Consider the following 22,819-nt stretch of genomic DNA (forward strand, 5'->3'; position numbering starts at 1 on the left):
CAAAAGAGACGTAGACGATGGCCAGCCTGCTCTCCCTCGGCGCCCGCGCGATGTTCGCCAACCAGGCGGCATTGCAGACCATCGGCCAGAACATCGCCAACGCGAACACGGTCGGCTACTCGCGCCAGTCCGTCGTGCTGACGACCTCGGCGGGCCAGTACACCGGCGCGGGCTTCTTCGGCAAGGGCGTGGACGTGCAGACCGTCGTGCGCTCGCACAACGAGTTCCTGACCAAGGAAGCCTCCACTGCCAAGTCCACCGCCTCGGCCGACGCGACGCGCGCCGAGCAGCTTGCGCGCATGGAAAAGGTTTTCCCGCCCGGCACCGACGGGCTGGGCTACGCGGCCAGCCAGTTCCTCAACGCCATGGTCGACGTGACCAGCCGCCCCAGCGACCCCTCGGCCCGCCAGGTGGCCCTGGGCCGCGCCAGCGAGCTGGCGGTGCGCTTCTCCAACGGCGGCCAGCAGCTCACCGATCTGCAGGCCGGCGTCGTCAGCGACCTCAAGGCCTCGGTCACCGTGGTCAACCAGCTCGCCAAGCAGATCGCCAACGTCAACGAGCAGGTCGCCAAGTCACGCGGCAGCGGCCACACGCCCAACGACCTGCTGGACCAGCGCGAACGCCTGATCTCCGAGCTGGGCGAATATGTCTCCGTGACGACGCTGCCGGCCGACGACGACACTGTCGGCGTCTTCATCGGCGGCGGGCAGCGCCTGGTGCTGGGCAACCAGGCCTCGGCGCTGCAGGTCTCGGCCGACCCCTACGACGCCCAGCGCGCCGTGCTGTCCCTCAACGAAGGCGGTTTCAACCGCGCACTGGACGAAAGCGTGCTGACCGGTGGCTCCATGAGTGCCCTGCTCGCCTTCCAGAACAAGGACCTGCAGGACGCCCGCAACATGCTCGGCCAGCTGGCGGCCGCCATCGGCACCCGCGTCAACGACCAGAACGCCCTTGGCCTGGACCTGTCCAACCCGCCCGGCCAGGGCGCTCAGATCTTCAACGTCGCGGCACCGCGCGTGCTGGCGGCTGCCAGCAACACCCGCGATGCCAGTGGCGCCTTCGCCAGCGGCGCGGCGGTCACCATCGTCAATGCCGGCCAGCTGCAGGCCAGCAGCTACAAGCTCACCTCCAGCGCGCCCGGCAGCTACGAGCTGACGCGGCTGACCGACGGCCTGGTGCGTACCGTCAACGACGGCGACACCATCGACGGCTTCCAGATCAGCTTCACCCCGTCGGCCCCGGTGCCAGGCGAGAGCTTCCTCATCGAACCCGTGGGCGCCGCCGCCGTCGAGATGCGCCGCGTGCTCGACAGCCCCAACGGCATCGCTGCAGCATCGCCGCTGACCGCCTCCGCCGCCGTCAACAACACCGGCACGCTCACGATCGACAGCGTCTACGCGGTCAACAGCAATGTCGACGCCAACCAGGCGCCCATCACCATCGCCTTCGGCACGCCGGACGCCACCACCCGGACAGTGCCCTACACGCTGACGCTGGCCGACGGCAGCGTGTTCAACGGCAACTGGAGCGCCGGCCAGGCCCTAGGCAACCAGCCGGCGGCCGGCATTGACCTGGGCTTCGAGCTGCGCACCAACGGCGTGCCGCGCGAAGGCGACCAGATCACGCTGGCAAAGACCATCTACACCGCGACGAACAACGGCAATGCCAAGGCCTTCCTGAACATCCAGAGCGAGGCCTTCGTCGGCCGCCAGTTGCTGCCCGACGGCAGCGTGACGGCGGGCTCGACCATCAATGACGCCTACGCCAGCTCCATGAGCGAGATCGGCTCGCGCGTGCAGAGCGCGACCTATCTGTCCGGCGTGTCCACCACCGTCGCCACCGACGCCGAGAGCAACCGCGCCGGCCAGGCCGGCGTCAACCTCGACGAGGAGGCGTCGCGCCTGATGCAGTTCCAGCAGAGCTACCAGGCCGCCGCCAAAGTGCTGCAGACCGCACAAACCTTGTTCGACGAATTGATGCGCATCGCTGCTCGATGATGACCCACCCCCGTAGCGCTTCGCGCTCCCCCTCAAGGGGGCGCACCCAGCGGCCCGGCAAAGCCGGTTCCGCGGGTGCTGCTTGGCAGTGCACTCTTATGCGAACGGTGCGCCCTGAATTTCCTGTTCATTCTTGGAGACTGTCATGAGGCTCTCTACCGCCAACCTCTACGACGCCTCCATCGCCAACCTGCAGCGCCGCCAGACCGCGCTGCAGAACCAGCAGGAGCAGCTCACCTCGGGCAAGCGCATCGCCCTGGCCAGCGACGACCCCACCGGCGCCGCGCGTGCCGAGCGGGCGCTGGCGTCCATCGGCCGCGTCGAGGCCAACCAGCGCGCGCTGGAGGCCAGCCGCAACAGCATGACGCTGGCCGAGTCGGCCCTGGGCGACGCCAACGAGCTGCTGCAGCAGGCCCGCGAGACCATGGTCGCGTCCGGCAACGCCACTTACTCGGACGCCGAGCGTCAGGGCCTGGCCAACAAGCTGCAAGGCATACGCGACCAGCTGCTTTCCATCGCCAACCGGCCGGATGGTTCGGGCGGCTACCTGTTCTCGGGCCAGGGCTCGTCCAGCCCGCCCTTCCTGGACCAGTCCGGCGGCGTGTCCTATGTCGGCGTGTCCGGGACCATCCAGACCGGCAACCTCGACAGTTTCCAGCTCACCATCGACGGCCGCAGCGCCTGGGAGCAGTCGTCCAGCGGCAACGGCAGCTTCGAGACCGCGCCCAGCGCCGTCCTGCCCGACCCCGTCACCGGCAAGCCCACCGTGCAGCTCATCGACCCCGGCGCGAGCGCGGCGGCCGGCGCTCCCGTGGCGCTACTCAACCCGCTGTCGGGCAAGCCGGCCTCCGGCTGGATCGACAGCGGCCGCGTCGTCGACCCCGCGCTGCTGACCGGCCATAACTACCGCATCGACGTGGCCGGCACCTCGCCCAGCCAGACCTACTCGCTGACCGACCAGGACACCGGCGGCGTCGTTGCCAGCGGCAATTTCAAGCCCGGCGAGGCCATCGTGGCCGACGGCATGGCGCTGATCGTGTCGGGCACGCCCAGCGACGGCGACGCCTTCGCGGTGGCCGGTTCGACGCGCAGCCTCAAGCTCTTCGACGCGCTGGACAAGGCCATCGTCGACCTCAACACACCACAGCGCACCCGCAACCAGGTCACGCAGGGCAACGCCGTCGCCATTCGCAACCTCGACGCCGTGATGGGCAATCTGCAAAGCGCACGCAGCCAGGTCGGCGAGCGGCTGAACAACCTCGACGGCACCGAGACCCGCCTGGCCGCGCTCAAGCAGTACAGCGAAGCCGAGAAGAGCGCCGCGGAGGACCTCGACATGGTGCAGGGCATCTCGGACTTCCAGAACCAGCAGAGCGGCTATGAAACGGCGCTGAAGACCTACGCGATGGTGCAGAAGATGTCGCTGTTCCAGTACATCACCTGAACAAGATGACGCCCCTCGTCCAGTCGCGCCGCTGAACGCCGGCGCGACTGGCCTGGGACCGCGTCGCGGCTTGCGCCACGACGCTTCGGCAGGCACATCGCGCCCACTGGGCGCACTGTGTCCGGCCTCAGCCCCCGAGGGGACGGCGATGCTTGCGGGGAAGGTCCCGCTCGCACATCGCCTGACGGGCCGGCTTGGGAGCGGCCCGGCGCTCGGCCCAATACCAAGGGCCACCGCGGGTGGGTGGCGCGTGAAGCTGTCACGATTTGACGGTACGGGCAGTGGGTGGGCGTGGCAGACTGCCGCATTCCCCGCCAGCCCCCGCGCCGCGCCATGTCCGACAACACTCCAGCCGCCCTCGATCACGCCATCCTCACCGGCATCGCCCTCGGCTACTCGCCCGTCATCGACCGCCAGCGCGCCATCGCCGGCACGCGGCTCACGCTGGTGCCGCTGCGGCCCGACGCCAAGACCGACCACGCTGAACTGCTGGCCGCGCTGAGCGCCGCCTTCCCCAAGGGAGGCGCCGTCATCAGCCCCCAGGGCGAGGGGCTGCTGACCGCCCTGCTCGCCCAGCCACCCGCCGAGCCCGCGCAGATCGAGGTCCCCGCCTTCATCGCCGCCGACCCCACCCACGCCGAGGCCATCGCCGCGCTCAAGGGCGCCGGCCACCGCGGCCTGCTCAAGGGTCTCCCCAACGAACCGCTGCCCGCCGCTGTCGCAGCCGTGTTCAAGCAGGTCGTGCTGGAGCCCGGCCAGAGCGCGCCGGCCGGCACCGAACTCGTCTGCGCCGGCATCCGCGGCGCCGAGGCCGTGGACGCTGCCTTCAAGGCCGGTGCCCACAGCGTCATCGGCTGGACCGTGGACGGCCCCTACGAGCCCACCGTTGGCTCCAAGACCGAAATCGCGGCCGACCTGCAGGTCATCATGGAGCTGATGTCGCGCGTCGACGAAGGTGAGGACGTCGAGCGCCTGGAGCAGACGCTCAAGCGCGACCCCAGCCTGGCCTTCAAGCTGCTGCGCTACATGAATTCCGCCGCCTTCGGCCTGCCGGTCGAGGTGTCCAGCTTCCGCCACGCCATCATGCTGCTGGGCTATGCCCGCCTGAAGCGCTGGCTGGCCCTGCTGCTGACGACGGCCAGCAAGGACCACAGCATGCGCCCCATCATGTACGGCGCGGTGCGCCGCGGCCTGCTGATGGAAGAGCTGGCCCAGGGCATGAGCGAGCGCGAGCAGCGCGACGAGATGTTCATCTGCGGCCTGTTCTCGCTGCTGGACCACATGCTCAAGGCGCCCTTCGACAAGCTGCTGCAGAGCATCCCCGTGCCCGAGCGCGTGCGCCAGGCCCTCGTCGACGAGACCGGCCCCTTCCTGCCCTACCTCGAACTGGTGCGCGCCATCGAGGCAGAGAGCGTGTTCGACTACCGCGAGCGCGCCGATGCGCTGATGCTGAGCGCCGGTGAGATCAACGCCTGCGTGCTGCGCGCGCTGAACAAGGCGACCCAGCTCGAATGAGCGCCGCGCCGGGCCGCCCCAAGCAAGCTCGCTCCCGCCTGGCGGGTCAGGCCGCAGGCCGAAGGGTGCACCAGTGAGCCGGCTCGCGCAGGGCTGAACCATGTTCGGCTCGCCCGCCTCTGCCACGCTGCTCGACCTCGTCAGCGACCCGGTGCTGACGCTGCGGGCCGACCTGTCCGCGCTGCGTGCCAACCCGGCCGCACGCGAGTGGCTGGGCGGCGACGCGTCCGAAGGCTGGCGGCTGCTGCGCCAAGCCGCGGGCAATCGCCTGGAGACCTGGCTGCGCGAGGCGGCCCGGGCCATCGACGCCGGCCGCCTCGCCCCGCCCGCGCCACCACTCAAGCTCGCCGACGGCCAGCGCGCCACGCTGCACCTGCTGCGCGACCGCCCCAACTGGCTGCTGCACGCGCACCTGAGCGCGGCTGAAGGCGGTGAGCCGCCGCTGGTCGAATGGCTGGCCCTGTCGCCCCAGCCCGCGGCGCTGGCCGACGCCAGCAGTGGCGCGCTGCTGCGCCGCAACGCCGCCTTCGACGCCCTCTGCCCCGGCTCGCCACGCAACCTGAACGATCTGCCCGATCTGCTGCAGGCCCTGCTCGGCTGGCACCGCGGCGCGCCGCTGCCGGCGTTGACGGCCCAGCGCCTGCAGGACCCGTCCCTGGTCATGGAGGCCGAGTTCGTCGACCCGCAAGGCCAGCACCGCTGGCTGCAGGCGCGGCTGCGGCTGTGGCGCAACAACGGCCGCGCAATGCTGCTGGCCCAGCTGGAAGACCACAGCACGCTGCATGAGCGTGACCTGGCCCATCAGCAGCTTGACGCGCTGATGGACACGGCCGCCGTGGGCCTGGCCACCTTCCAGCCCGAGGCCGGCTGGCTCAAGCCCCATCGCAAGGGCTCGCCTTTCAAGACCGGCGCCAAGCAGCCGGTGGCCTCGCTGCAGGGCATCAACCGCGAGATCGTCGAGCCGGCCTCGCTGCCCGAGTTCGAGCGCCTGCAGCGTGCGCTCAAGAAGGGCGATGCCATTGAGGTGCGCTATGCCGTGCGCCACCCGGAGCTGGGCCGGCGCTGGCTGCTGACCCGCGTGGCGCCGGGCCTGCTGGCCGGCGGGCGGCGCTCCACCTCGGTCGTCACGCTGGACGTGACCGCCCAGGCCCAGGCCGAGAACGCGCTGCTGCTGCGCGCCGAGAGCGAACGCGCCGTGCTGGACTCGGTGCTGGTGGGCATCGTCACCGTCGGCCCGGAAGGCATCGAGTGGATGAACCGCTCGGCGCGGCGCATGTTCGGCTGCGAGCTGGACGACGTGCTGGGGCAGCCCATGGGCGTGCTCGCGCCCGAGGACGACGGGCACGCCTTCCATACCGAGCCGGGCGCCGACGTGTTCGAGTGCCGGTTGCGCGGTCGGGACGGACGCGAGTTCTGGGTCATCGGCAACGCGGTGCAGACGCCGCGCGAGAACGGGGAGACGCAAACCACCTACGCGCTGCTCGACATCGACCGCCGCCGCCAGGCCGAGGCGCAGAGCCGCCTGGCGCAGGCGTCCCTGGCCCGCATCATCGAAGGCGCGCCGCTCGCCATCACGCTGCACGAGGCGCAGAGCCTGCGCATCGTCAAGCTCAACCAGGCCGCCGCCACGCTGGCCGGCCGCCCGGAGGCCGCGCTGCTGGGCGGCACGCCGGTGCAGCTGTTCGGCGCAGAACAAGGCGCCAAGGTGGTGGAGGACATGCGCGAGGCACTGGCGTCGCAGACCGTCGTGCAGCGCGAGTACCACGTTCCGGCCGGCCACGTCACGCGCATCTGGGACGCGCGCCTGCTGCACCTGGCCGCCGGCAACGATTCGCCGGAGCTGTTGCTGATGGTGGCCAGCGACGTCACCGAACAGCGCGCCGCCGAGCAGGCCCGCCTGCAGGCCGCCATCTCGCAGCGCGAGCTGCTGGTGCGCGAGGTGCACCACCGCATCAAGAACAACCTGCAGGGGGTGGCCGGCCTGCTGCAGCAGATCGCCGTGCGCCGGCCCGAGGTGGCCGGGGTGCTGAAGGAGGCCGTCGGCCAGGTGCAGGCCATCGCCCAGGTCTACGGCCTGCAGGTGGGTGCCACCGGCCCGCTGCTGCTCAAGCGCGTCTTCGACGCCATCGTCGGCTCGGTGCAGCGCATGCAGGGCCGCGTCATCACCAGTGCGGCCGAGGGCGCCGCCCTGATGGACGACTGGTGCCTGCCCGAGGCCGAGGCCATTCCCATCGCGCTCAGCCTCAACGAGCTGCTGGGCAACGCCCTCAAGCATGGCAACGAAGCCCAGGTGCGCTGCCAGCTCATCTGCGACCCGACCGGCGTGACGGTCGAGATCGTCAACCCCGGACGCCTGCCCGAAGGCTTCGCGCTGCAGAACGTCAAGAGCGGCGTCTCGGGCCTGGGCCTGGTGCGCGCGCTGCTGCCGCGGCGCAGTGCCATCCTCAGTCTGGAGCAGGTGGGCGAGGACGTCGTCTGCCGGCTGGAACTGATTCCACCCAGCGTGGTTCACAATCCGGCGACAAAACCAAATTTCTGAGGGGCACGGTGAGCAAGGGCAAGATTCTGGTCGTCGATGACGACAGATTGGTGCTGGCGACGCTGAGTTACGGGCTCACGCAGGCCGGCTTCGAGGTCATAGACGCTGACAACGGCGACGACGCCATCCTGCTCGCGCGTGAGCACCGGCCCGAGCTGGCCCTGCTCGACATCCGCATGGAAGGCCTGACCGGCTTCGACGTCGCCGCCTACCTGCGCGAGTTCCTGCAGACGCCCTTCATGTTCCTGTCCGCCTTCGCCGACGAGGCGACGGTGGCCAAGGTCAAGGAGCTGGGCGCCGTTGCCTACCTCGTCAAGCCGCTGGACATCTCGCAGATCGTGCCCGCCGTGGAGGCTGCCTTCGCGCGCTCGGCCCCCGTGCCTCCGGCGCCTGCTGCAGCGCCGGTCGCCCCGCCGTCCGAACTACCTGGCCTGCTCGACCCCACGGCCGTGGCTGTCGGCGTGCTGATGCACCGCTACTCGCTGCCACGCGACGAGGCCCTGTCCCGCCTGCTGAGCCTGGCCGCCGCCGACGGCCACAGCGTGCCCGAGCAGGCGCGGCGCATCATCGATGCCGTGGAGCTGCTGGCCCGGCCAGGGCAGCGCTGATCGACGATTCGCGGCCGTAGTGCCCCTGCGGGCCGAGCGCCGGGCCGCTCCCAAGCCGGCCCGGGCTGGCGATGTGCTCGGGGCTCAAAGCCGCGAGCATCGCCATCCCCTCGGGGGACCGGCCAAGGTAATCCTTGGACGAGGGGCTTCAACTCAAGGTGAAGTAAAAGCGCGAGCCTTCGCCCACGGCTGACTCGGCCCAGATGTCGCCGCCGTGCCGCCGCACGATGCGGCGCACCAGCGCCAGGCCGACGCCAGTGCCGGGGAAGTCGCTGGCGCTGTGCAGACGCTGGAAGACGCCGAAGAGGCGCTCGGCAAAACGCATGTCGAAGCCTGCGCCGTTGTCCGACACCACCAGCACGCGCCGCCCGTCCTGCTGGACGCTGCCGAAACGGATCTCGGTGCAGGGTGCCTTGGCGCTGTACTTCCAGGCATTGCCCAGCAGGTTCTCCAGCACCATGCGCAGCAGCGTCGGGTCGCCCTGCACCGTCAGATCGGGCTCGATGTCCAGCACCAGCTCGCGCTGCGGCGCGCTGCGCTTGAGTTCTTCCATCACATAGGCGGCCTGCTGCGACAGATTGACCGGTTGGCGCGCCAACGGCCGCGTCGACAGCTGGCTGAGCGACAGCAGCGCGTCGATCATGCTGTTCATGCGCGCGCTGGCACTCATGACGCGGTCGAGGTGGTCATTGCCGACACGGTCGAGACGGGCGCCGTAGTCCTCTTTCAGGATCCGCGCAAAGCCCTCCACGACACGCAACGGCGCGCGCAGGTCGTGGGAGACCGTGTAGCTGAACGACTCATGCTCGGCCGCCAGATCGGGCTGGGCCGGCGCGCCCGCAGGCGCCGCCGCTGTGTCGGGCGGCCGTGCCGTGCCGACATAACCTGCGAAATGACCGTGCGAGTCGATGCAGGGAAGGCCGCGCAGGCACCAATGCGCATCGCCGTCGACAGCAGCCAGCTCCAGCTCGGCAAACGACTGGTGGGCGTGCAGGCGCTCGCGCAGCTGCGCTGCTGGCTCGGCCGGCGCGAAGCGTTCCCACAGCAGCTGCGTGCCCGCACCGGCGCCCATCCAGCTCGACGCCGGCGCGCCTTGCGGCGCCTGCCAGCGCACGAGGCGGTGCGTCGCGTCGGTGGCCCATTGCCAGTCGCGTTGCAACTGGGCCTGCATCAGCAACTGCTGGCGCGCCTCACGCAGCGGTTCGGCCAGGCGCTGGCGGGTCAGGCGCACGCCGGCATGCCATCCAAGCGCTGCGGCGACGAGCACCAGGACTCCGGTGAAGAAAGCCGTCAGCACCAGTGCCGCATGCACCAGGCCAACCTCGCCACCCCACACGCGCATCAGGGCCAGCACCACCAGCGTGCCGAGTGCCAGCATCAGCAGTGCGACCCCGGCCAGACCCAGCACCAGCAGCCGCATCGGCAGCCGCCGCTTCAGGCGGCGCGAGGCTGCGCTGTCGTCACTGAGGCTCTTCATGCAAGTCATTGTAGGCAGCGCTTCCGAGCGCTCAGGTGCATATGCACCACCGTGTGCACGGCGCCAAATGTGTGCATTTAGTCGCGCAGCGCCCCCTACCCGCCCGAGCTACATTTGCAGTGCTACCGAGCGCCTCGCCACTCATGACTGCCTCTGCACCCGCTGACCTGCTCGACCCCGAGGCGATCCGACGCCTGCGCGAGCTCGACCCGACCGGCGGCAACAAGCTGCTGGAGCGTGTCGTGGCGGCTTTCTCCGGCTCCTTGGATCGCCTGCTGCCCGACCTGGCCCGCGCCCGTGAAGGCGAGGCCCTCGACCTTGGCGTCGTGCGTCACGTCAGCCACACGCTGAAGTCCTCGTCGGCGAGCCTGGGCGCGATGGCGCTGTCGCAGCGTTGCGCCGACATCGAAACCCTGGCCCGCGAGGGTCGCAGCGAGGGCCTCTCCGAACAGTTGGACGCTATGCTCCAAGACATCCAACAGGTACGCACGGCCCTCGCCGCGCTGCTCTGAAGCCCAGCCCATGCAGCCCACTGGTCAAGCCCTCGACGACCTGCCATCGCGGCCCCGCGTGCTGCTCGTCGACGACGACGAGGTCAACCTGCTGCTGACCGCTGCGGCCCTGCGCGAGCGCGGTTTCGATGTCACCGAGGCGCCCAGCGGTACCGAAGCGCTGGCCCAGCTCTCGGTGCGCGCACCCGACGTCGTCGTGCTGGATGCGCTGATGCCCGAACTGGACGGCTTCGAGACCTGCGCGCTGCTGCGGGCCACGCCGGGCTTCGAGTCCCTGCCGGTGCTGATGCTCACCGGCCTGGATGACGAGGCCTCCATCAACCGCGCCTACCAGGCCGGTGCCACTGACTTCTTCGTCAAGTCTCCGCAATGGAGCCTGCTGGACGGCCGCCTGCGCTATCTGTTGCGCAGCTCGCGCACCCGGCATGAACTGGAGCGCAGCAAGGCCAAGCTGGCGCGCGCCCAGGATCTGGCCCGCATGGGCAGCTTCGAGTGGCGGCGCGACCTCTCCGGCAGCTTCGCCATCTCCGCCGAAGGCCTGCGCGTATTCGGCCGCGGCCCGCAGGACCGCCTGGACTTCATCAGCGTCATGCGCATGGTGCCGGCCGACGACCGCCACGTTTTCCTGCGCCTGCTGCGCGACGTCATCGCCCACACCTCGGTGCTCATCACCGACCTGCCGCTGACGCTGCCCGACGGCCGCCAGCGCGTCGTGCACGTCGAGGCTGAGCCGGAGTTCAACGAGCAAGGCGGCGTCAGCGGCTATACCGGCATCCTGCAGGACGTGACCGACCGCCGCCAGGCCGAAGACCGCATCCGCCAGCTCGCCCACTTCGACGCCCTCACCGGCCTGCCCAACCGCCGCCAGCTGATCTGGCGTGTCGAGCGCGCCATCGAGAGCGCACGCCGCAGCGGCCATGAGGTCGGGCTGCTGCTGATCGACCTGGACCGTTTCAAGGTCATCAACGACACCCTGGGCCACGCCGCAGGCGACGAACTGCTCATCGAGGTCGGCCGGCGCCTGCGCAGCTGTGTGCGCCATTCCGACCAGATCATGGAGGGCGTGCTCGAAGGCCTGGGCAACCGCAGCCACCGCGGCCTGGAGGCCGTCGGGCGGCTGGGCGGCGACGAGTTCGTGGCCCTGCTGCCCGAAGTGGCGGACGAGCGCGACGCCGAGCGCGTCGCAGACCGCGTGCTGGACGCCCTGCGCGAGCCTATCTTCGTCGGCGGTCAGGAATGCTTTGTCACGGCCAGCGTCGGCATTGCCATCTACCCGCGCGACGGCCAGACGATGGCCGACCTGCTGCGCAACTCCGACGTGGCGATGTACGCCGTCAAGAGCCAGGGCCGCAATGCCTCGGCCGTCTACTCGCCGCAGCTTGCCGGCCATGGCAAGCAGAAGCTGGAGCTGGAAAGCGCGCTGCACAAGGCGCTGGAGCGCAACGAGATCGTGCTGCACTACCAGCCCAAGATCGACGTGCGCGCCGCCCGCATGGTGGGCGCCGAGGCGCTGATGCGCTGGCAGCGCGGCAACGTGCTGGTGCCGCCGGCCGACTTCATCCCGCTGGCTGAGGAAACCGGCCTCATCGTGCCGCTGTCCGAATGGGCGCTGAAGGAGGCCGCGCGCCAGGCCAAGCTGTGGTCGCTGCAGTTCGGCTTTGCCGACTCCATCGCCGTCAACCTGCCCAGCCGGTTGTTCGAGCGCACCGATCTCGTTGAGCACATCCACCAGTGCGTCAGCGCCTATGGCGTGCCGCACCGGTCCATCCAGCTCGAGATCACCGAGAACAACCTGATGAAGGACCTGCAGAACGTCATCCCGTCTCTGCACCGCCTGAACGAAGTGGGCGTGGAGATCTCCATCGACGACTTCGGCACCGGCTATTCGTCCCTCGCCTACCTGACCACGCTGCCGATCTCTGAAGTGAAGATCGACCGCACCTTCGTGCGCGACCTCGGCATCACGCCGCAGAGTTCGGCCGTCGTCACCGCCATCATTGCGCTGGCGCGGGCCCTGGGCCTGCGTGTCATCGCCGAGGGCGTGGAGACGCTGCGGCAGATGGAGGTGCTGCACCGCCTGGGCTGTTCACTGATGCAGGGCTTCCTGTTCAGCAAGGCCCTGCCGCCCGATGAACTGGAGCGCTGGATCGCGCAGACCGTGCTGCCACGCAAGGCGCCCTGGATCACGCAGGCCGACGGCAGCACTGACGCGACCCGCGGCGGCGGCCAACGCTAGCGATGCGCTCCACGCTACCCCCGGCGCAGCTCGCCAAGGCCGCGCTGCAACGCCTGGCCCAGGCCCGGCTGGAACCGACACCCGAAAACTACTCGCGCGCCTACGCCATCGAGGCCGGCAGCGAGCCTGCACCTGCCGCCAACGGCGCCGTGCCCGAGCGGGTGCAGCAACTGATGTCCAAGCTCATCAGCCTGGCCCTGCCGTCGGGCGCGCCGCGCCAGGAGCTGCAGGCGTCCCTGCGCGAACAGCGCTTCGACGAGCTGCAGCGGCAGGTGGACAAGCTGCTCGACACCGCCGGCCCGGGCGCCCAGGCCGAGGCGCTGGTGCAGGCCATCGAACGCCTGGTGCGCGGCCTGGAGCGTGGCGGCAAGCACTGGACGCTGGCGCGCAAGAAGGACGGCATCACCCGCGTGCTGGAGCTCGGCCGCAGCGATGCGACCAAGCTCGTCAAGCGCCTGTCGCAGCTGATTGCCAGCTGGGACAAGGACGGCGACGGCAGCGAGGTGGAGACTGACGACGACGGCGGCACGCCGAGCCAGTTCTTCGTCGACAGCGCCTTTGCCGAGACCGGATTTCGTGAGAGCACGGGTTTTGGCGAGCTGAGCGGAACCGACCTGCGCGACACACCGCCCCCCGTCGACACCAGCTCGCACTGGCTCGACATTGGCAGCGAACTCAACAGCACCGTGCGCCATGCGTTGCGGTCGCCGCAGACCGAGGCCACACCGGCCGACGTGCTGTTGCGCGAGCTGGACGCCGCCCAGGCCGAGCTGAAGGCCGGCGGCGCCAGCCCCGAGCGCGCCACGCAGATGGCGGCCCTCTGCCTGCGCGCCCGCCACTTGCTGGACCACCGCCGCCATCTCTTCGACGAACTCGGCGGCCTGTGCCGCGAGTTGAGCGGCAGCCTCGTCGACCTGGCCGAGGACGACTCCTGGGCACGCGGCCAGGCAGAGGCGATGAACCAGACGCTGGCGCAAGGCCTGTCGGGCCGGGGCGTGCGCACGGTGTCCGAACTGCTGAGCGGCACCCGTGAGCGCCAGCGCACGCTGCGCAACGAGCGTTCCAAGGCGCGCGACTCCCTCAAGGGCCTGATCCAGCGCATGCTGACCGAGCTGGGCGAATTGGGCCAGCACACCGACCGCTTCCAGACCAGCGTCGGCCGCTATGCCGAGGCCATCGAGCAGGCCGACTCGCTGGAGAGCCTGACCGGCACCGTGCGCGAGATGGTCGAGGAGAGCCGCAGTGTGCAAGGTCTGGTCGCCCAGACACAGCAGCGCCTGACCTTGGAACACGACCGCGCCGCCGCGTTGACACAACGCGTGGATGAACTGGAAGGCGAGTTGCGCCGGCTGTCGGATGAGGTTCACACCGACCAGCTCACTCAGGTGGCCAACCGCCGCGGCCTCATCCAGGCTTTCCGTCTGGAACAGGCCAAGTCCGAGCGCGATGCTACGCGCGTGGCGCTGGCCTTGCTGGACATCGACAACTTCAAGAAGCTCAACGACAGCCTGGGCCACCACGCAGGCGACATCGCGCTGAAGTCGCTCGCCGAGCGCACGCAGGCCTCCCTGCGTCCCGGCGACATGGTGGCGCGCTACGGCGGCGAGGAGTTCGTGCTGATGCTGCCCAACACGCCGCTGGACGAGGCCCAGGCCGTGCTGGTGCGCCTGCAGCGCTCGCTGTCGTCGGCGCTCTTCAACCACGAGGGCAAGGACGTCTTCGTGACCTTCTCGGCCGGCGTCACGCTGTACCGGGCCGGCGAAACGCTGGAGGCCGCGCTGGACCGCGCCGACGTGGCGCTCTACGAGGCCAAGCACACGGGCAAGAACCGGGCTTGCATCGCCGAGTGAAGCGGGCCGTCGCTCTTGCAGGCCTGACCGCCGCCGCAGGCGCTGCCTCCGCACAGACGGCCGTGCCGCTGTGCGTGACCGACTTCCCACCCTATGTCAGCGCCGAACTGGAGGACGGCGGCAGCCTGACGGCGCTGGCCCGGCGCGCTTTCGCGGCGGGCGGACTGACCGTGAGCACGGTGCACGTACCCTGGGTACGCGCCTTCGCCATGGCCAAGAATGGCGACTGCCTGCTGATGACGCTGTGGCGGAACGAGGAGCGCGACGCGCTCTTCCGCTACTCCCTGCCCGTGGCGCGCATGCAGCTGGGCTTCTTCGTGCAGGCCGATCGCAAGACGCCACTGCCGCCGCACGCCACGGTGGCCTACCAGCGCGGCTCCTACCTGCCGCCCGCCGTGCAGGCTGGACGCTTCAAGCTGCATGAGTTGGTCGACACACGGCCCGGTGTGGAAATGCTGCGCCGGGGCCGCGTCGATGCGGTGCTCTCGGAGCGGGCCAGCTTTGAATTCCAGCTTGCCAGGCAGCCGCTTCAGGCCGACAACGTGCGCTGGCAGGCACCGCCGCTGGAGATCAAGCTGACCTTCATGGCCATCGCCAAGCACCACCCACAGGCGGAAGCCTGGCTGGAACTGCTGAATCAGGAGATCCGGCTGTCCGTCAAAAATTGAACGCCAGTCGCAGGCCGCCCCAATGTCGGCCATTGACGACGATGGGCGCCGCGGCTTCCTTCAGCAGCACGAAGCGGCCACCGCCCATGTCGCGGCGGTAGGTCTGCAGCAGGAAGGGCCGGGTGTTGCGCGCCGACGCGAGGCCGGTGCGGTCGTTGAAGATGCGGCGGTAGCGGCTGTTGGCCGTGTTCCAGACCGTATCGCCCGGGCGCTGGGGCTGGCAGTACTTGCGGTTGTGCGTGGCGATGTAGCCGTTTCGGTCGGCCGAGATGCAGAAGACGATCTTGTCGCTGAAGGCCAGCGTTTTCTCCTGCACGCCGGGGAAGAGCTTGTCAGTCAACTGGCAGAAGCGCGTCGTGTGCTGCTGCGGGTTGGTGCCATCGACCGCGCGGTAGTTCTCGTCGAACAGGTCGGCCTGGCCGATCTGGCCGTTGCGCAGCGCGTCTTCGAGCAGCTCGCTGATCTCCGCTGCGGCCGCCTGGGCGGCGCGGATGAAGGGCATGTCGTCGACCTCGACACCGCTTTCGGCGATCTGCTCGATCAGCTCCTCCGACATGCGCAGGAAACGGTCGCTGCCATCGAAGGCCACCTTCAGGCCGTGGCTGGCCTCCGACACCTCGCGCTCCAGCTCATGGGCGCGCTCGTTGAGCAGGCTCATCTGCTGGCCGCTCTCGGCGGCGGACGCGGCAATGCGCTGCACGTCCTGCTCGACCTCGTGGAAGGCGGCGTGGATCTGACTGGGGTTCTTGCCGTTCTCGGTCAGCTCGGTGCTGAAGCGATCGATGCGCTCCTGCAGGCTCGTGATCGCCTTGATGATCGCTTTGGACGAGCCTTCGACCTGGCCAGCCAGCGCCTTGACGGCCTCCGCCACCACGGCAAAACCGCGGCCGGCGTCGCCGGCGTGCTTGGCCTCGACGGCCGCGTTGAAGGCGACAAGCCGGGTCTGAAGCGAAATCTTGGTGATCTCGGCGGCCGCGTCGGACACCTGGGCCAGCGTCGTGGCCATGCCTACGACTTCGCCACCGACGACGCCCAACGCGCCCCGCGCGCGTTGCACGGCGGCGGCACTCTGGGCGGTGGCGGTGGCGATGGCTGCCTGGGCCTGGCCGATCTGGTTGAGTTGCTGGGCCAGGGCCTGCATGGCCTGACCCTGCACCTGCACGATGCGCTGGGTGTCTTCAAGAGCACCGCGCACTTCCGCAGCATCCTTGCCGACGGTGGAGATGGAGCGGGCGAGGCGCTTGACGACGTTCAGCGCCGCGCTGTCATCGCGGCGGACCGGCTCCTCGTGCGACACCACGGTCGACGAGCCTCCACCTTTGATCCATCCGAACATGCGTTTGTCCCCGCTTTTCTAGCGAGGCTCAGCCCCGCAAATCACCAGTCACGCAGCTTAACGCGCAACCTTGCAATGGACTGACTGTGCAGCTGGCAGACACGCGACTCCGTGACCTTGAGCACGGCCGCGATCTCTTTCAGATTCATGTCGTGCTCGTAATACATGCTCATCACGAACTGCTCGCGCTCGGGCAGGTTCTTGATGGCCGCCACCAGCGCCTCGCGCATGCGGTGGTCCTGCAGCTGGGCGACCGGGTTGGCGTTGTCGTCAGCAACGTGGCGGTCGAGATAGTTGTCGTCGCCGTCGTCGCCCGACATGTCTTCCAGATAGACGAGCTGGGTGCCGCGCACCTTGCCGAGCAGATCCTGGTAGTCGGCCAGCGTCAGGCCCATCTCGGCGGCAATCTCGGCCTCGTGCGGCGCGCGGCCCAGGCGTTGCTCGACCTTGTGCACGGCCGTCTCGATCTCGCGCTGCTGGCGGCGCGTGCCGCGGCTCATCCAATCGCCGCCGCGCAGCTCGTCGAGCATGGCGCCGCGGATGCGCTGGGTGGCGAAGGTCTCGAACTGCACGCCCTGCTCAATGTCGAAGCGCGACAGCGCGTCGGTCAGGCCGATCAGGCCAACCTGGATCAGGTCGTCCAGCTCCACATTGGCCGGCAGCTTGGCGATCATCTGATGCGCCAGGCGTCGGACCAGCGGGCTGTACTGCTTGATCAGCGTGCTGTTGTCGAGGCGGCCTTTGGGCGTGTACATGGTCAGCTCCGGCGACGAGATCAATGCGCTGCGATCAACGAGTTGGACATCATGCGCGCCGGGCGCAGCGGGGTCGCGTCGGAGGCGGCGTCCAGCGCGGCTCCCGGGGGCGCGGCGAGCAGCAGCTCGCGAGCCAGGTGGCGAAGCTCGGGCGTGAGCGGCGCGTGTTGGGATGCACGGGGGTCGAGGCAGGCCCAATCGCGCAGCACCGCGCCGAGGAAACCGTCGGCGCAGGAATGAAGCTGTTGCGCGATGCGAGTGGCCACGCGCAGCTGGGGGTGGCAGGCCATCAGGAGACTGTAGACCATCAGCCCCGCGCGTTGTGTGAGCCATTTCATGCCTGCATAGGCTTCCGTCACGCTGTGCGGGTCGGTGTCGGCCAGCAGCAGCGGGCGCACCTCGCGCTGCGCGACGATGCGTGCCAGCTCGGCGGCAGGCGCGTGCAGCAGGATGACGTCGGCCCCGGGCGCGGCGGCGGCCACGGCGTCCAGGAAAGCAGCGGCCGAACCGTTGGCATTGATATGACGCAGCGGCAACCCGCGCGCGGCAAGGTAGGACACCTTGGGCGACAGGCGCTCGATGCAGTTGGACAGGTCCACCTGCGCCAGCTCCGACGGCTGCGGCGAATGCTCGCCAGCGTCCACCACCAGCGTCTGCAGGTTCAGCTCGGCAAAAGCTGCGCACAGGCCTTCGAGCAACACGCCGGCGCCCATGACGCGCGGGTTGCTGACGACGGGCACGAAGCGCGTCTTGGATGCCGCGAACAAGCGGCGCAAACCGTGGGCTTGGTCTTCGAGCATCGTCGTGTTCAGTGGATGGCGCGCAGGCCTGCGTCGGTCAGCGGTGCACCGGCGAAGATGAGATTCACATCGGTGTTGTCCATGCGCCAGGCACCGGAGGCGGCACCCTTGAGCGCGCGCTGCACCAGCCCCACGCTGGGCAGGCGGTGCCAGTCTTCTGGCACGCGCTGGCCGTTGGCCACGCCCAGCACCTTCAGCTTGTGGCGGATCAGCGTGTCCAGCGCCGGGGCGAGCTTGACGGCTTCGTCGAGCTTGCTGAGCACCACGCCTTCGCAGGCGGCGGCCTTCCAGGCGCTGACAACGTCTTCGATCGTCTCGCCCTGCTGGGCGGCATTGATGACGAGCAGCTTCTTGATGCTGGGGTGGGCCAGCATCTCCAGCAGCTCCTGCGTGCGGCTGTCGCGCTGGGCCATGCCGGCGGTGTCGATCAGCACAAGCTTCTTGTTCGACAGCAGGTCCAGCAGGTCGTCCAGCGAGGCGCGGTCGTGCGCGGTGTGGACCGGCACGCCGAGGATGCGGCCATAGGCGCGCAGCTGCTCGTGGGCGCCGATGCGATAGGCGTCCAGCGTGATGAGGCCGAGCTGGCCCGCGCCGTACTTGGTGGCGAAGTGGGCTGCGAGCTTGGCGGTCGTCGTCGTCTTGCCGACGCCGGTCGAGCCGATCAGCGCGAAGACGCCACCGCGGTCCTCGATGGCCGGGGCGGCCTCGTCGGTCTGCAGGTTGCGCGACAGCACGTGGGCGGCCCAGGCGGTCTCGTCGGCCGGGTCGGTGGGCGAGCCGGCCTTGAAGTCGGAGGGGCAGCTCTCGGCCAGCTTGCGAACGAGGGCCGGGCTGAAGCCCAGCTCCAGCAGCTTCTGCGTCAGGCGCGCCTGCACGGGCTGGCGCTGCAGCTTCTCCATGAAGGCCAGCGACGAAAAGCGCTCTTCGATGAGGCCGCGCATCTGGCGCAGCTCGGAGGCCATGTCCATCTGGTTGCGCTGGCTGGCGTTGGGCTGGCCGGGCAGCGGCTGGGGTTCGGCGCCGATGCCGCTGAGCTGGGGCACGTTGCGCTGCTGGGTGGCTGCGGCCGTGGCGGCGGTGGGAATGCGGATCTCGTCGCGCAGCACCGGCGGTACGGGGCGGGCCTGGCGGGCTTGTGGCTGGGCAGGCACGGCGGCGCGCTTGGGTGCCAGCGCGGCCATGGCTTCGGCGGCGCGCTGCTCGCGCTGGGCGCGGGCGGCGTCCAGCGACGTTGCTGCCGGCGGCTGCGGCGCAGCGGCCGGGCGCGCGGCGACCGGATCGGGCTGGCCGCTCATCTCGGCCTGGCGGCGGCGCAGCACGCGCTCGCGCACATAGTCCTGGAAGCTCAGCGTGCTCATCGCCAGCTGCTCCACATCGCCCTGCACTTCGGGCGCGCCGAAGCTGGGTTCCTGCCGGGCGCGCTCGGTAAACGGCGCACGCGACGCCGGCTGAGCCTGCTGGGCCGGCGCCTGCTGCACGGGCGGGCGGGCCACGGTGCGCGGCGCGCTGTGGGACATCTGCTCGATCTGGCCCATGCCTTCCGGCGCCATGGCGAGCACCTCGACGCCTTCCGGCACCGATTTGTTCGACAGCACGACAGCGTCAGGGCCGAACGCTTGTTTGACGAGCGTCAGGGCCTCGCGAGAAGTTCTCGCCGTGAATTTGCGGACGTTCATGCTGTACCTCCAATGATGGAGCCGATGCGGATGGTGTGGGTCTCAGGAATCTCGCTGTGACCCAGCACCTTGAGGCGGGGCGCAGCACGCTTGAGCAGGCGGGCCATGGGCGCGCGGATCAGGTCGGGCACCAGCAGGGCGGCGGGCACGCCGCGGTCTTCCTGCTTCTGGGCGGTTTCGGCGGCGCTGCGGGCGAGGGTGTCGGCAACGCCAGGGTCCAGCGCGGCACCGTGTGGGGAATTCAGCGCTTGCGTCACCAGGCGCTCCAGCTCGGGCTCCAGGGCGATGACGTCCAGCTCCTTCACGCTGCCGTAGATCTGCTGCACGATGGCCGGGGCGATGTGGGTGCGGATGCGGCGGGCCAGTTCAGCGGGGTCGGTCACGCCGGGCGCGTGCTCGGCCAGGCATTCGACGATGGAGCGCATGTCTCGGACGTGCACGCCCTCTTCCAGCAGGAGCTGGAGGACACGTTGCAGGGAGGCAATGCTGACCATCTTGGGAATCACGTCTTCGATCAATTGGGGCGCCTGCTTGGTGAGGTGTTCGACCAGTGCCTGCGTCTCCACGCGACCCAACAACTTGGCCGCGTGCACTTGCATCAAGTGTGAAAGATGGGTGGCCACGACAGTCGAGCAATCAACCACCGTAAACCCGCTCATTTGGGCCATCTCCCGCTGGCGTTCCTCGATCCACACCGCCGGCAGGCCGAAGGCGGGATCGGTGGTCTGCGTGCCCAGCAGCTTCTGCGTCGCGTGGCCCGGGTTGATGGCCAGCCACATGCCGGGGAAGGCCTCGGCCTCGCCCACCACGGCGCCGCGCAGCGAGATGCGGTACTGGCTGGGGCGCAGCTCCAGGTTGTCGCGGATGTGCACCGGCGGCGGCAGGAAGCCCACTTCCTGCGCAAATTTGCGCCGCACGCCCTTGATGCGGGAGAGCAGATCGCCCTCCTTGCTCTTGTCGACCAGCGTGATGAGGCGGTAACCGACCTCCAGGCCCAGCGTGTCCACCGGTACCAGGTCTTCCCAGCTCGCCTCGCCGGCGCCTTCGCTGCTGGGCATGATGGGTTTGACGGCCTTGGCGGCTTCGAGCTGCTGCTCCTTGCTGCGCAGCCAGTAGGCGAGGTAGCCCATGCCCGATGCGATCAGCAGGAAGACGAGATGCGGCATGCCCGGGATCAGGCCCAGCGCACCGATGACGCCGGCGGTGATGGCCAGCGACTTGGCCGAGCCGAAGACCTGCTTGCCGATCTGGCTGCCGATGTCCTTGTCGGTGCCCACGCGCGACACGACCATGGCCGCCGCGACCGAGATCAGCAGCGCCGGGATCTGGGCCACCAGCGCGTCACCGACGGCCAGCAGGATGTAGCTGTCGGCCGCCTGGCCGGCGCTGAGGTTGTGCTGGACCATGCCGATGATGAAGCCACCGACGATGTTGATGATCAGGATCAGCATGCCGGCGATGGCATCGCCGCGCACGAACTTGCTGGCACCGTCCATGGAGCCGAAGAAGTCGGCCTCGTCGCCCAGCTCGGCGCGGCGGCGCTTGGCCTCCGCCTCGTTGATGAGGCCGGCGTTCAGGTCGGCGTCCACCGCCATCTGCTTGCCGGGCATCGCGTCCAGCGTGAAGCGCGCGCCGACCTCGGCGATGCGCTCCGCGCCCTTCGTCACGACGATGAAGTTGATGACGACGAGGATGGCGAACACGATCAGGCCGACCGCGAAGTTGCCGCCGATCAGGAAGTGGCCGAAGGCCTCGATGACCTTGCCGGCCGCGCCGGTGCCGGTGTGTCCCTCCAGCAGCACGACGCGCGTGGAGGCGACGTTCAGCGACAGGCGCATCAGCGTGGTGAGCAGCAGCACGCTCGGGAAGGCCGCGAAGTCCAGCGGCTTCACCATGTGGGCCGCCACCATCATCACCATCACGGCCATCGCGATGTTGAAAGTGAACAGCAGGTCCAGCAGGAAGGGCGGCAGCGGCAGCACCATCATGGACAGGATCAGCAGCACGGCGACCGGCGCGCCGAGCGCCGCGATGATGCCCGCGCGCGGGCCGAGCATGCCTTGCAGCTTGTGGATCAACGGGTTCATTCGGCAAAGTCCTCGTCAGGCTCGGGAGCCCAGCCTGGCTTGTTGTGCGGGTCGAGTTCTGGCGGCACGTGCGGGTGCGGCACATCGGGCCTGGCGACGTTGCGCGAGGCCAGCGCGGCGCGCAGCTGGTAGACATAGGCCAGCACCTGGGCCACGGCGCCGAACAGCGCGGCAGGGATCTCGTGATCGACCTTGGCGTGGGCGTAGAGCGCGCGGGCCAGCACGGGCTGCTGCAGCACCGGCACCTTCGATTCCTTGGCCAGATCGCGGATCTTCATGGCCAGCAGGTCGGCGCCCTTGGCGATGACCTTGGGCGCGGCCATCTTGCCTTCCTCGTACTTCAGCGCCACGGCGTAGTGGGTCGGGTTCATGACCACCAGGTCGGCCTGCGGCACGGCGGCCAGCATGCGGCGCTTGGCCATCTCGCGCATGATGGCGCGCATCTTGGCCTTGACCTCGAGGTTGCCCTCGACCTCCTTCATTTCCTGCTTGACCTCTTCGCGGCTCATCTTCATGCGGCGCAGCCAGAGCTGGCGCTGCAGCGGCACGTCAATGGCAGCAAACAGCGCCAGCGCAATGCCCAGCAGGCCAAGCGCCCCCATCAGCTGCTGGCCGGCATAGGCCAGGGCTGACGGCAGCGGCACGGACATGATGCTCACATAGGCCGCCAGCCGGTCTTTCAGCACCATGGCGCCGACGATGCCCAGCACCAGGGCCAGCAGCACCGCCTTCAGCGCCGTGCCCAGGCCCTGGCCGCTGACGAGACGGCCCAGTCCGGTGAGCGGATTCAGGTGCGTGAACTTGGGCGCCATGGGCTTCATCGTCCAGTTCCAGCCGCCGCTGGCCAGGTTGGCGGCAATGCCGGCAATGACGAGCACGGCGGCGATCGGACCCATGACGAGGGCAAACGCCAGCGTCATCTCGACGAGGCGCTCGCCCATGAAGCCAGGCCTGGCCAGCAGCGCGGCATCGAAGTGCAGGCCGGTCTTCATCATCCGGCTGAGCTTGTCGATGATCTGCGGCCCGCCGAAGCTCAGCGCCGCCCCGCCGGCCACCATCATGGCGAAATGCGGCAGGTCGCGCGAACGCGGCAGCTGGCCCTCCGCCCGGGATCTTTCGATCTTCTTGGGGGAGGCGGGTAGGTTGCGGTCCTGTGCGTCTTGGTCGGCCATGGCGTGGTTCGCCCCATTCGAGGCGCTGGACCGAATTGTTCGAGGTGGCCCCCAAAACTTGAGCGAGAAAAGCGGGGTGCTTGACCGCCTGTTCCCAGCCCTGACACGTCACCGACGGCGGGCTGTGGAGGAATGCGCGGTGCGCGG

At 69.3% G+C, this 22,819-nt stretch carries 16 protein-coding genes; 9 read left to right on the forward strand and 7 right to left on the reverse strand.

Features of this window, described 5'->3' with window-relative positions; genetic code table 11:
- Nucleotides 1-17: 17 nt before the first annotated feature.
- The 5 genes from flgK (at nt 18) to AC0IZJ_RS06610 (ending at nt 8,103) form a co-directional block, all read left to right on the forward strand.
- Nucleotides 18-1,997, forward strand: coding sequence for a flagellar hook-associated protein FlgK (gene flgK / locus AC0IZJ_RS06590; protein WP_471847889.1), 1,980 nt, complete (start codon nt 18-20; stop codon nt 1,995-1,997).
- A 145-nt stretch (nt 1,998-2,142) separates the two neighbouring features.
- Nucleotides 2,143-3,441: a flagellar hook-associated protein FlgL gene (gene flgL / locus AC0IZJ_RS06595; RefSeq protein WP_471847891.1), complete on the forward strand. Its 1,299-nt coding sequence runs from the start codon at nt 2,143-2,145 to the stop codon at nt 3,439-3,441.
- A gap of 333 nt (nt 3,442-3,774) precedes the next feature.
- Entirely contained in the window at nt 3,775-4,956 is a 1,182-nt protein-coding gene (locus AC0IZJ_RS06600) for an EAL and HDOD domain-containing protein (RefSeq protein WP_471847893.1), read from the forward strand.
- Between the two features lie 100 nt (nt 4,957-5,056).
- Entirely contained in the window at nt 5,057-7,495 is a 2,439-nt protein-coding gene (locus tag AC0IZJ_RS06605) for a PAS domain-containing sensor histidine kinase (protein ID WP_471847895.1), read from the forward strand.
- Between the two features lie 8 nt (nt 7,496-7,503).
- Entirely contained in the window at nt 7,504-8,103 is a 600-nt protein-coding gene (locus AC0IZJ_RS06610; RefSeq protein WP_471847897.1) for a response regulator, read from the forward strand.
- Nucleotides 8,104-8,251: 148 nt separating this feature from the next.
- Here AC0IZJ_RS06610 and AC0IZJ_RS06615 read toward each other — a convergent pair whose 3' ends face one another.
- The gene (locus AC0IZJ_RS06615; protein WP_471847899.1) at nt 8,252-9,580 is read right to left on the reverse strand and encodes a sensor histidine kinase; all 1,329 of its coding nucleotides are present in this window, start codon (nt 9,578-9,580) and stop codon (nt 8,252-8,254) included.
- A 143-nt stretch (nt 9,581-9,723) separates the two neighbouring features.
- Here AC0IZJ_RS06615 and AC0IZJ_RS06620 point away from each other — a divergent pair, with 143 nt between their 5' ends.
- From AC0IZJ_RS06620 to AC0IZJ_RS06635, 4 genes are read left to right on the forward strand one after another with little or no spacing between them, the layout of a single operon-like run.
- Nucleotides 9,724-10,092 carry an Hpt domain-containing protein gene (locus tag AC0IZJ_RS06620; RefSeq protein ID WP_471847901.1) on the forward strand — a complete coding sequence of 123 codons (369 nt, stop codon included), beginning with the start codon at nt 9,724-9,726 and terminating at the stop codon, nt 10,090-10,092.
- 10 nt (nt 10,093-10,102) lie between these two features.
- Nucleotides 10,103-12,328, forward strand: a complete 2,226-nt coding sequence (locus AC0IZJ_RS06625; protein ID WP_471847903.1) for a putative bifunctional diguanylate cyclase/phosphodiesterase — start codon at nt 10,103-10,105, stop codon at nt 12,326-12,328.
- Between the two features lie 2 nt (nt 12,329-12,330).
- Complete coding sequence (locus tag AC0IZJ_RS06630) at nt 12,331-14,178, forward strand: GGDEF domain-containing protein (RefSeq protein WP_471847905.1); 1,848 nt, start codon at nt 12,331-12,333, stop codon at nt 14,176-14,178.
- On the forward strand, nt 14,175-14,846 hold the full coding sequence (locus AC0IZJ_RS06635) for a substrate-binding periplasmic protein (RefSeq protein ID WP_471847907.1): 672 nt from the start codon (nt 14,175-14,177) through the stop codon (nt 14,844-14,846). The genes AC0IZJ_RS06630 and AC0IZJ_RS06635 overlap by 4 nt, the downstream gene beginning before the upstream one ends.
- On the opposite strand, the gene AC0IZJ_RS06640 is transcribed toward AC0IZJ_RS06635, so the two are convergent.
- From AC0IZJ_RS06640 to flhB, 6 genes are read right to left on the reverse strand one after another with little or no spacing between them, the layout of a single operon-like run.
- On the reverse strand, nt 14,836-16,182 hold the full coding sequence (locus AC0IZJ_RS06640; RefSeq protein ID WP_471847909.1) for a methyl-accepting chemotaxis protein: 1,347 nt from the start codon (nt 16,180-16,182) through the stop codon (nt 14,836-14,838). The genes AC0IZJ_RS06635 and AC0IZJ_RS06640 overlap by 11 nt on opposite strands.
- A 41-nt stretch (nt 16,183-16,223) precedes the next feature.
- Nucleotides 16,224-16,937 carry an RNA polymerase sigma factor FliA gene (locus AC0IZJ_RS06645; RefSeq protein ID WP_471847911.1) on the reverse strand — a complete coding sequence of 238 codons (714 nt, stop codon included), beginning with the start codon at nt 16,935-16,937 and terminating at the stop codon, nt 16,224-16,226.
- A gap of 20 nt (nt 16,938-16,957) precedes the next feature.
- Complete coding sequence (locus tag AC0IZJ_RS06650; RefSeq protein WP_471847913.1) at nt 16,958-17,737, reverse strand: MinD/ParA family ATP-binding protein; 780 nt, start codon at nt 17,735-17,737, stop codon at nt 16,958-16,960.
- A gap of 8 nt (nt 17,738-17,745) precedes the next feature.
- Nucleotides 17,746-19,413 (reverse strand): flagellar biosynthesis protein FlhF, encoded by a 1,668-nt coding sequence (flhF, locus tag AC0IZJ_RS06655; protein WP_471847915.1) that lies wholly within the window; start codon nt 19,411-19,413, stop codon nt 17,746-17,748.
- Nucleotides 19,410-21,500, reverse strand: coding sequence for a flagellar biosynthesis protein FlhA (flhA, locus tag AC0IZJ_RS06660; RefSeq protein ID WP_471847917.1), 2,091 nt, complete (start codon nt 21,498-21,500; stop codon nt 19,410-19,412). The genes flhF and flhA overlap by 4 nt, the downstream gene beginning before the upstream one ends.
- Complete coding sequence (gene flhB, locus AC0IZJ_RS06665; protein ID WP_471847919.1) at nt 21,497-22,672, reverse strand: flagellar biosynthesis protein FlhB; 1,176 nt, start codon at nt 22,670-22,672, stop codon at nt 21,497-21,499. Before flhB ends, flhA begins: the two co-directional genes overlap by 4 nt.
- Nucleotides 22,673-22,819: the final 147 nt, after the last annotated feature.

Source organism: Roseateles sp. AC306 (genome assembly GCF_979253795.1).

Coding starts and splice junctions, on each gene's coding strand:
- flgK (WP_471847889.1), top strand. CDS start 18: ATGGCCAGCCTGCTCTCCCTCGGCGCCCGCGCGATGTTCGCCAACCAG.
- flgL (WP_471847891.1), top strand. CDS start 2,143: ATGAGGCTCTCTACCGCCAACCTCTACGACGCCTCCATCGCCAACCTG.
- AC0IZJ_RS06600 (WP_471847893.1), top strand. CDS start 3,775: ATGTCCGACAACACTCCAGCCGCCCTCGATCACGCCATCCTCACCGGC.
- AC0IZJ_RS06605 (WP_471847895.1), top strand. CDS start 5,057: ATGTTCGGCTCGCCCGCCTCTGCCACGCTGCTCGACCTCGTCAGCGAC.
- AC0IZJ_RS06615 (WP_471847899.1), bottom strand. CDS start 9,580: ATGAAGAGCCTCAGTGACGACAGCGCAGCCTCGCGCCGCCTGAAGCGG.
- AC0IZJ_RS06620 (WP_471847901.1), top strand. CDS start 9,724: ATGACTGCCTCTGCACCCGCTGACCTGCTCGACCCCGAGGCGATCCGA.
- AC0IZJ_RS06625 (WP_471847903.1), top strand. CDS start 10,103: ATGCAGCCCACTGGTCAAGCCCTCGACGACCTGCCATCGCGGCCCCGC.
- AC0IZJ_RS06630 (WP_471847905.1), top strand. CDS start 12,331: ATGCGCTCCACGCTACCCCCGGCGCAGCTCGCCAAGGCCGCGCTGCAA.
- AC0IZJ_RS06640 (WP_471847909.1), bottom strand. CDS start 16,182: ATGTTCGGATGGATCAAAGGTGGAGGCTCGTCGACCGTGGTGTCGCAC.
- AC0IZJ_RS06645 (WP_471847911.1), bottom strand. CDS start 16,937: ATGTACACGCCCAAAGGCCGCCTCGACAACAGCACGCTGATCAAGCAG.
- AC0IZJ_RS06650 (WP_471847913.1), bottom strand. CDS start 17,737: ATGCTCGAAGACCAAGCCCACGGTTTGCGCCGCTTGTTCGCGGCATCC.
- flhF (WP_471847915.1), bottom strand. CDS start 19,413: ATGAACGTCCGCAAATTCACGGCGAGAACTTCTCGCGAGGCCCTGACG.
- flhA (WP_471847917.1), bottom strand. CDS start 21,500: ATGAACCCGTTGATCCACAAGCTGCAAGGCATGCTCGGCCCGCGCGCG.
- flhB (WP_471847919.1), bottom strand. CDS start 22,672: ATGGCCGACCAAGACGCACAGGACCGCAACCTACCCGCCTCCCCCAAG.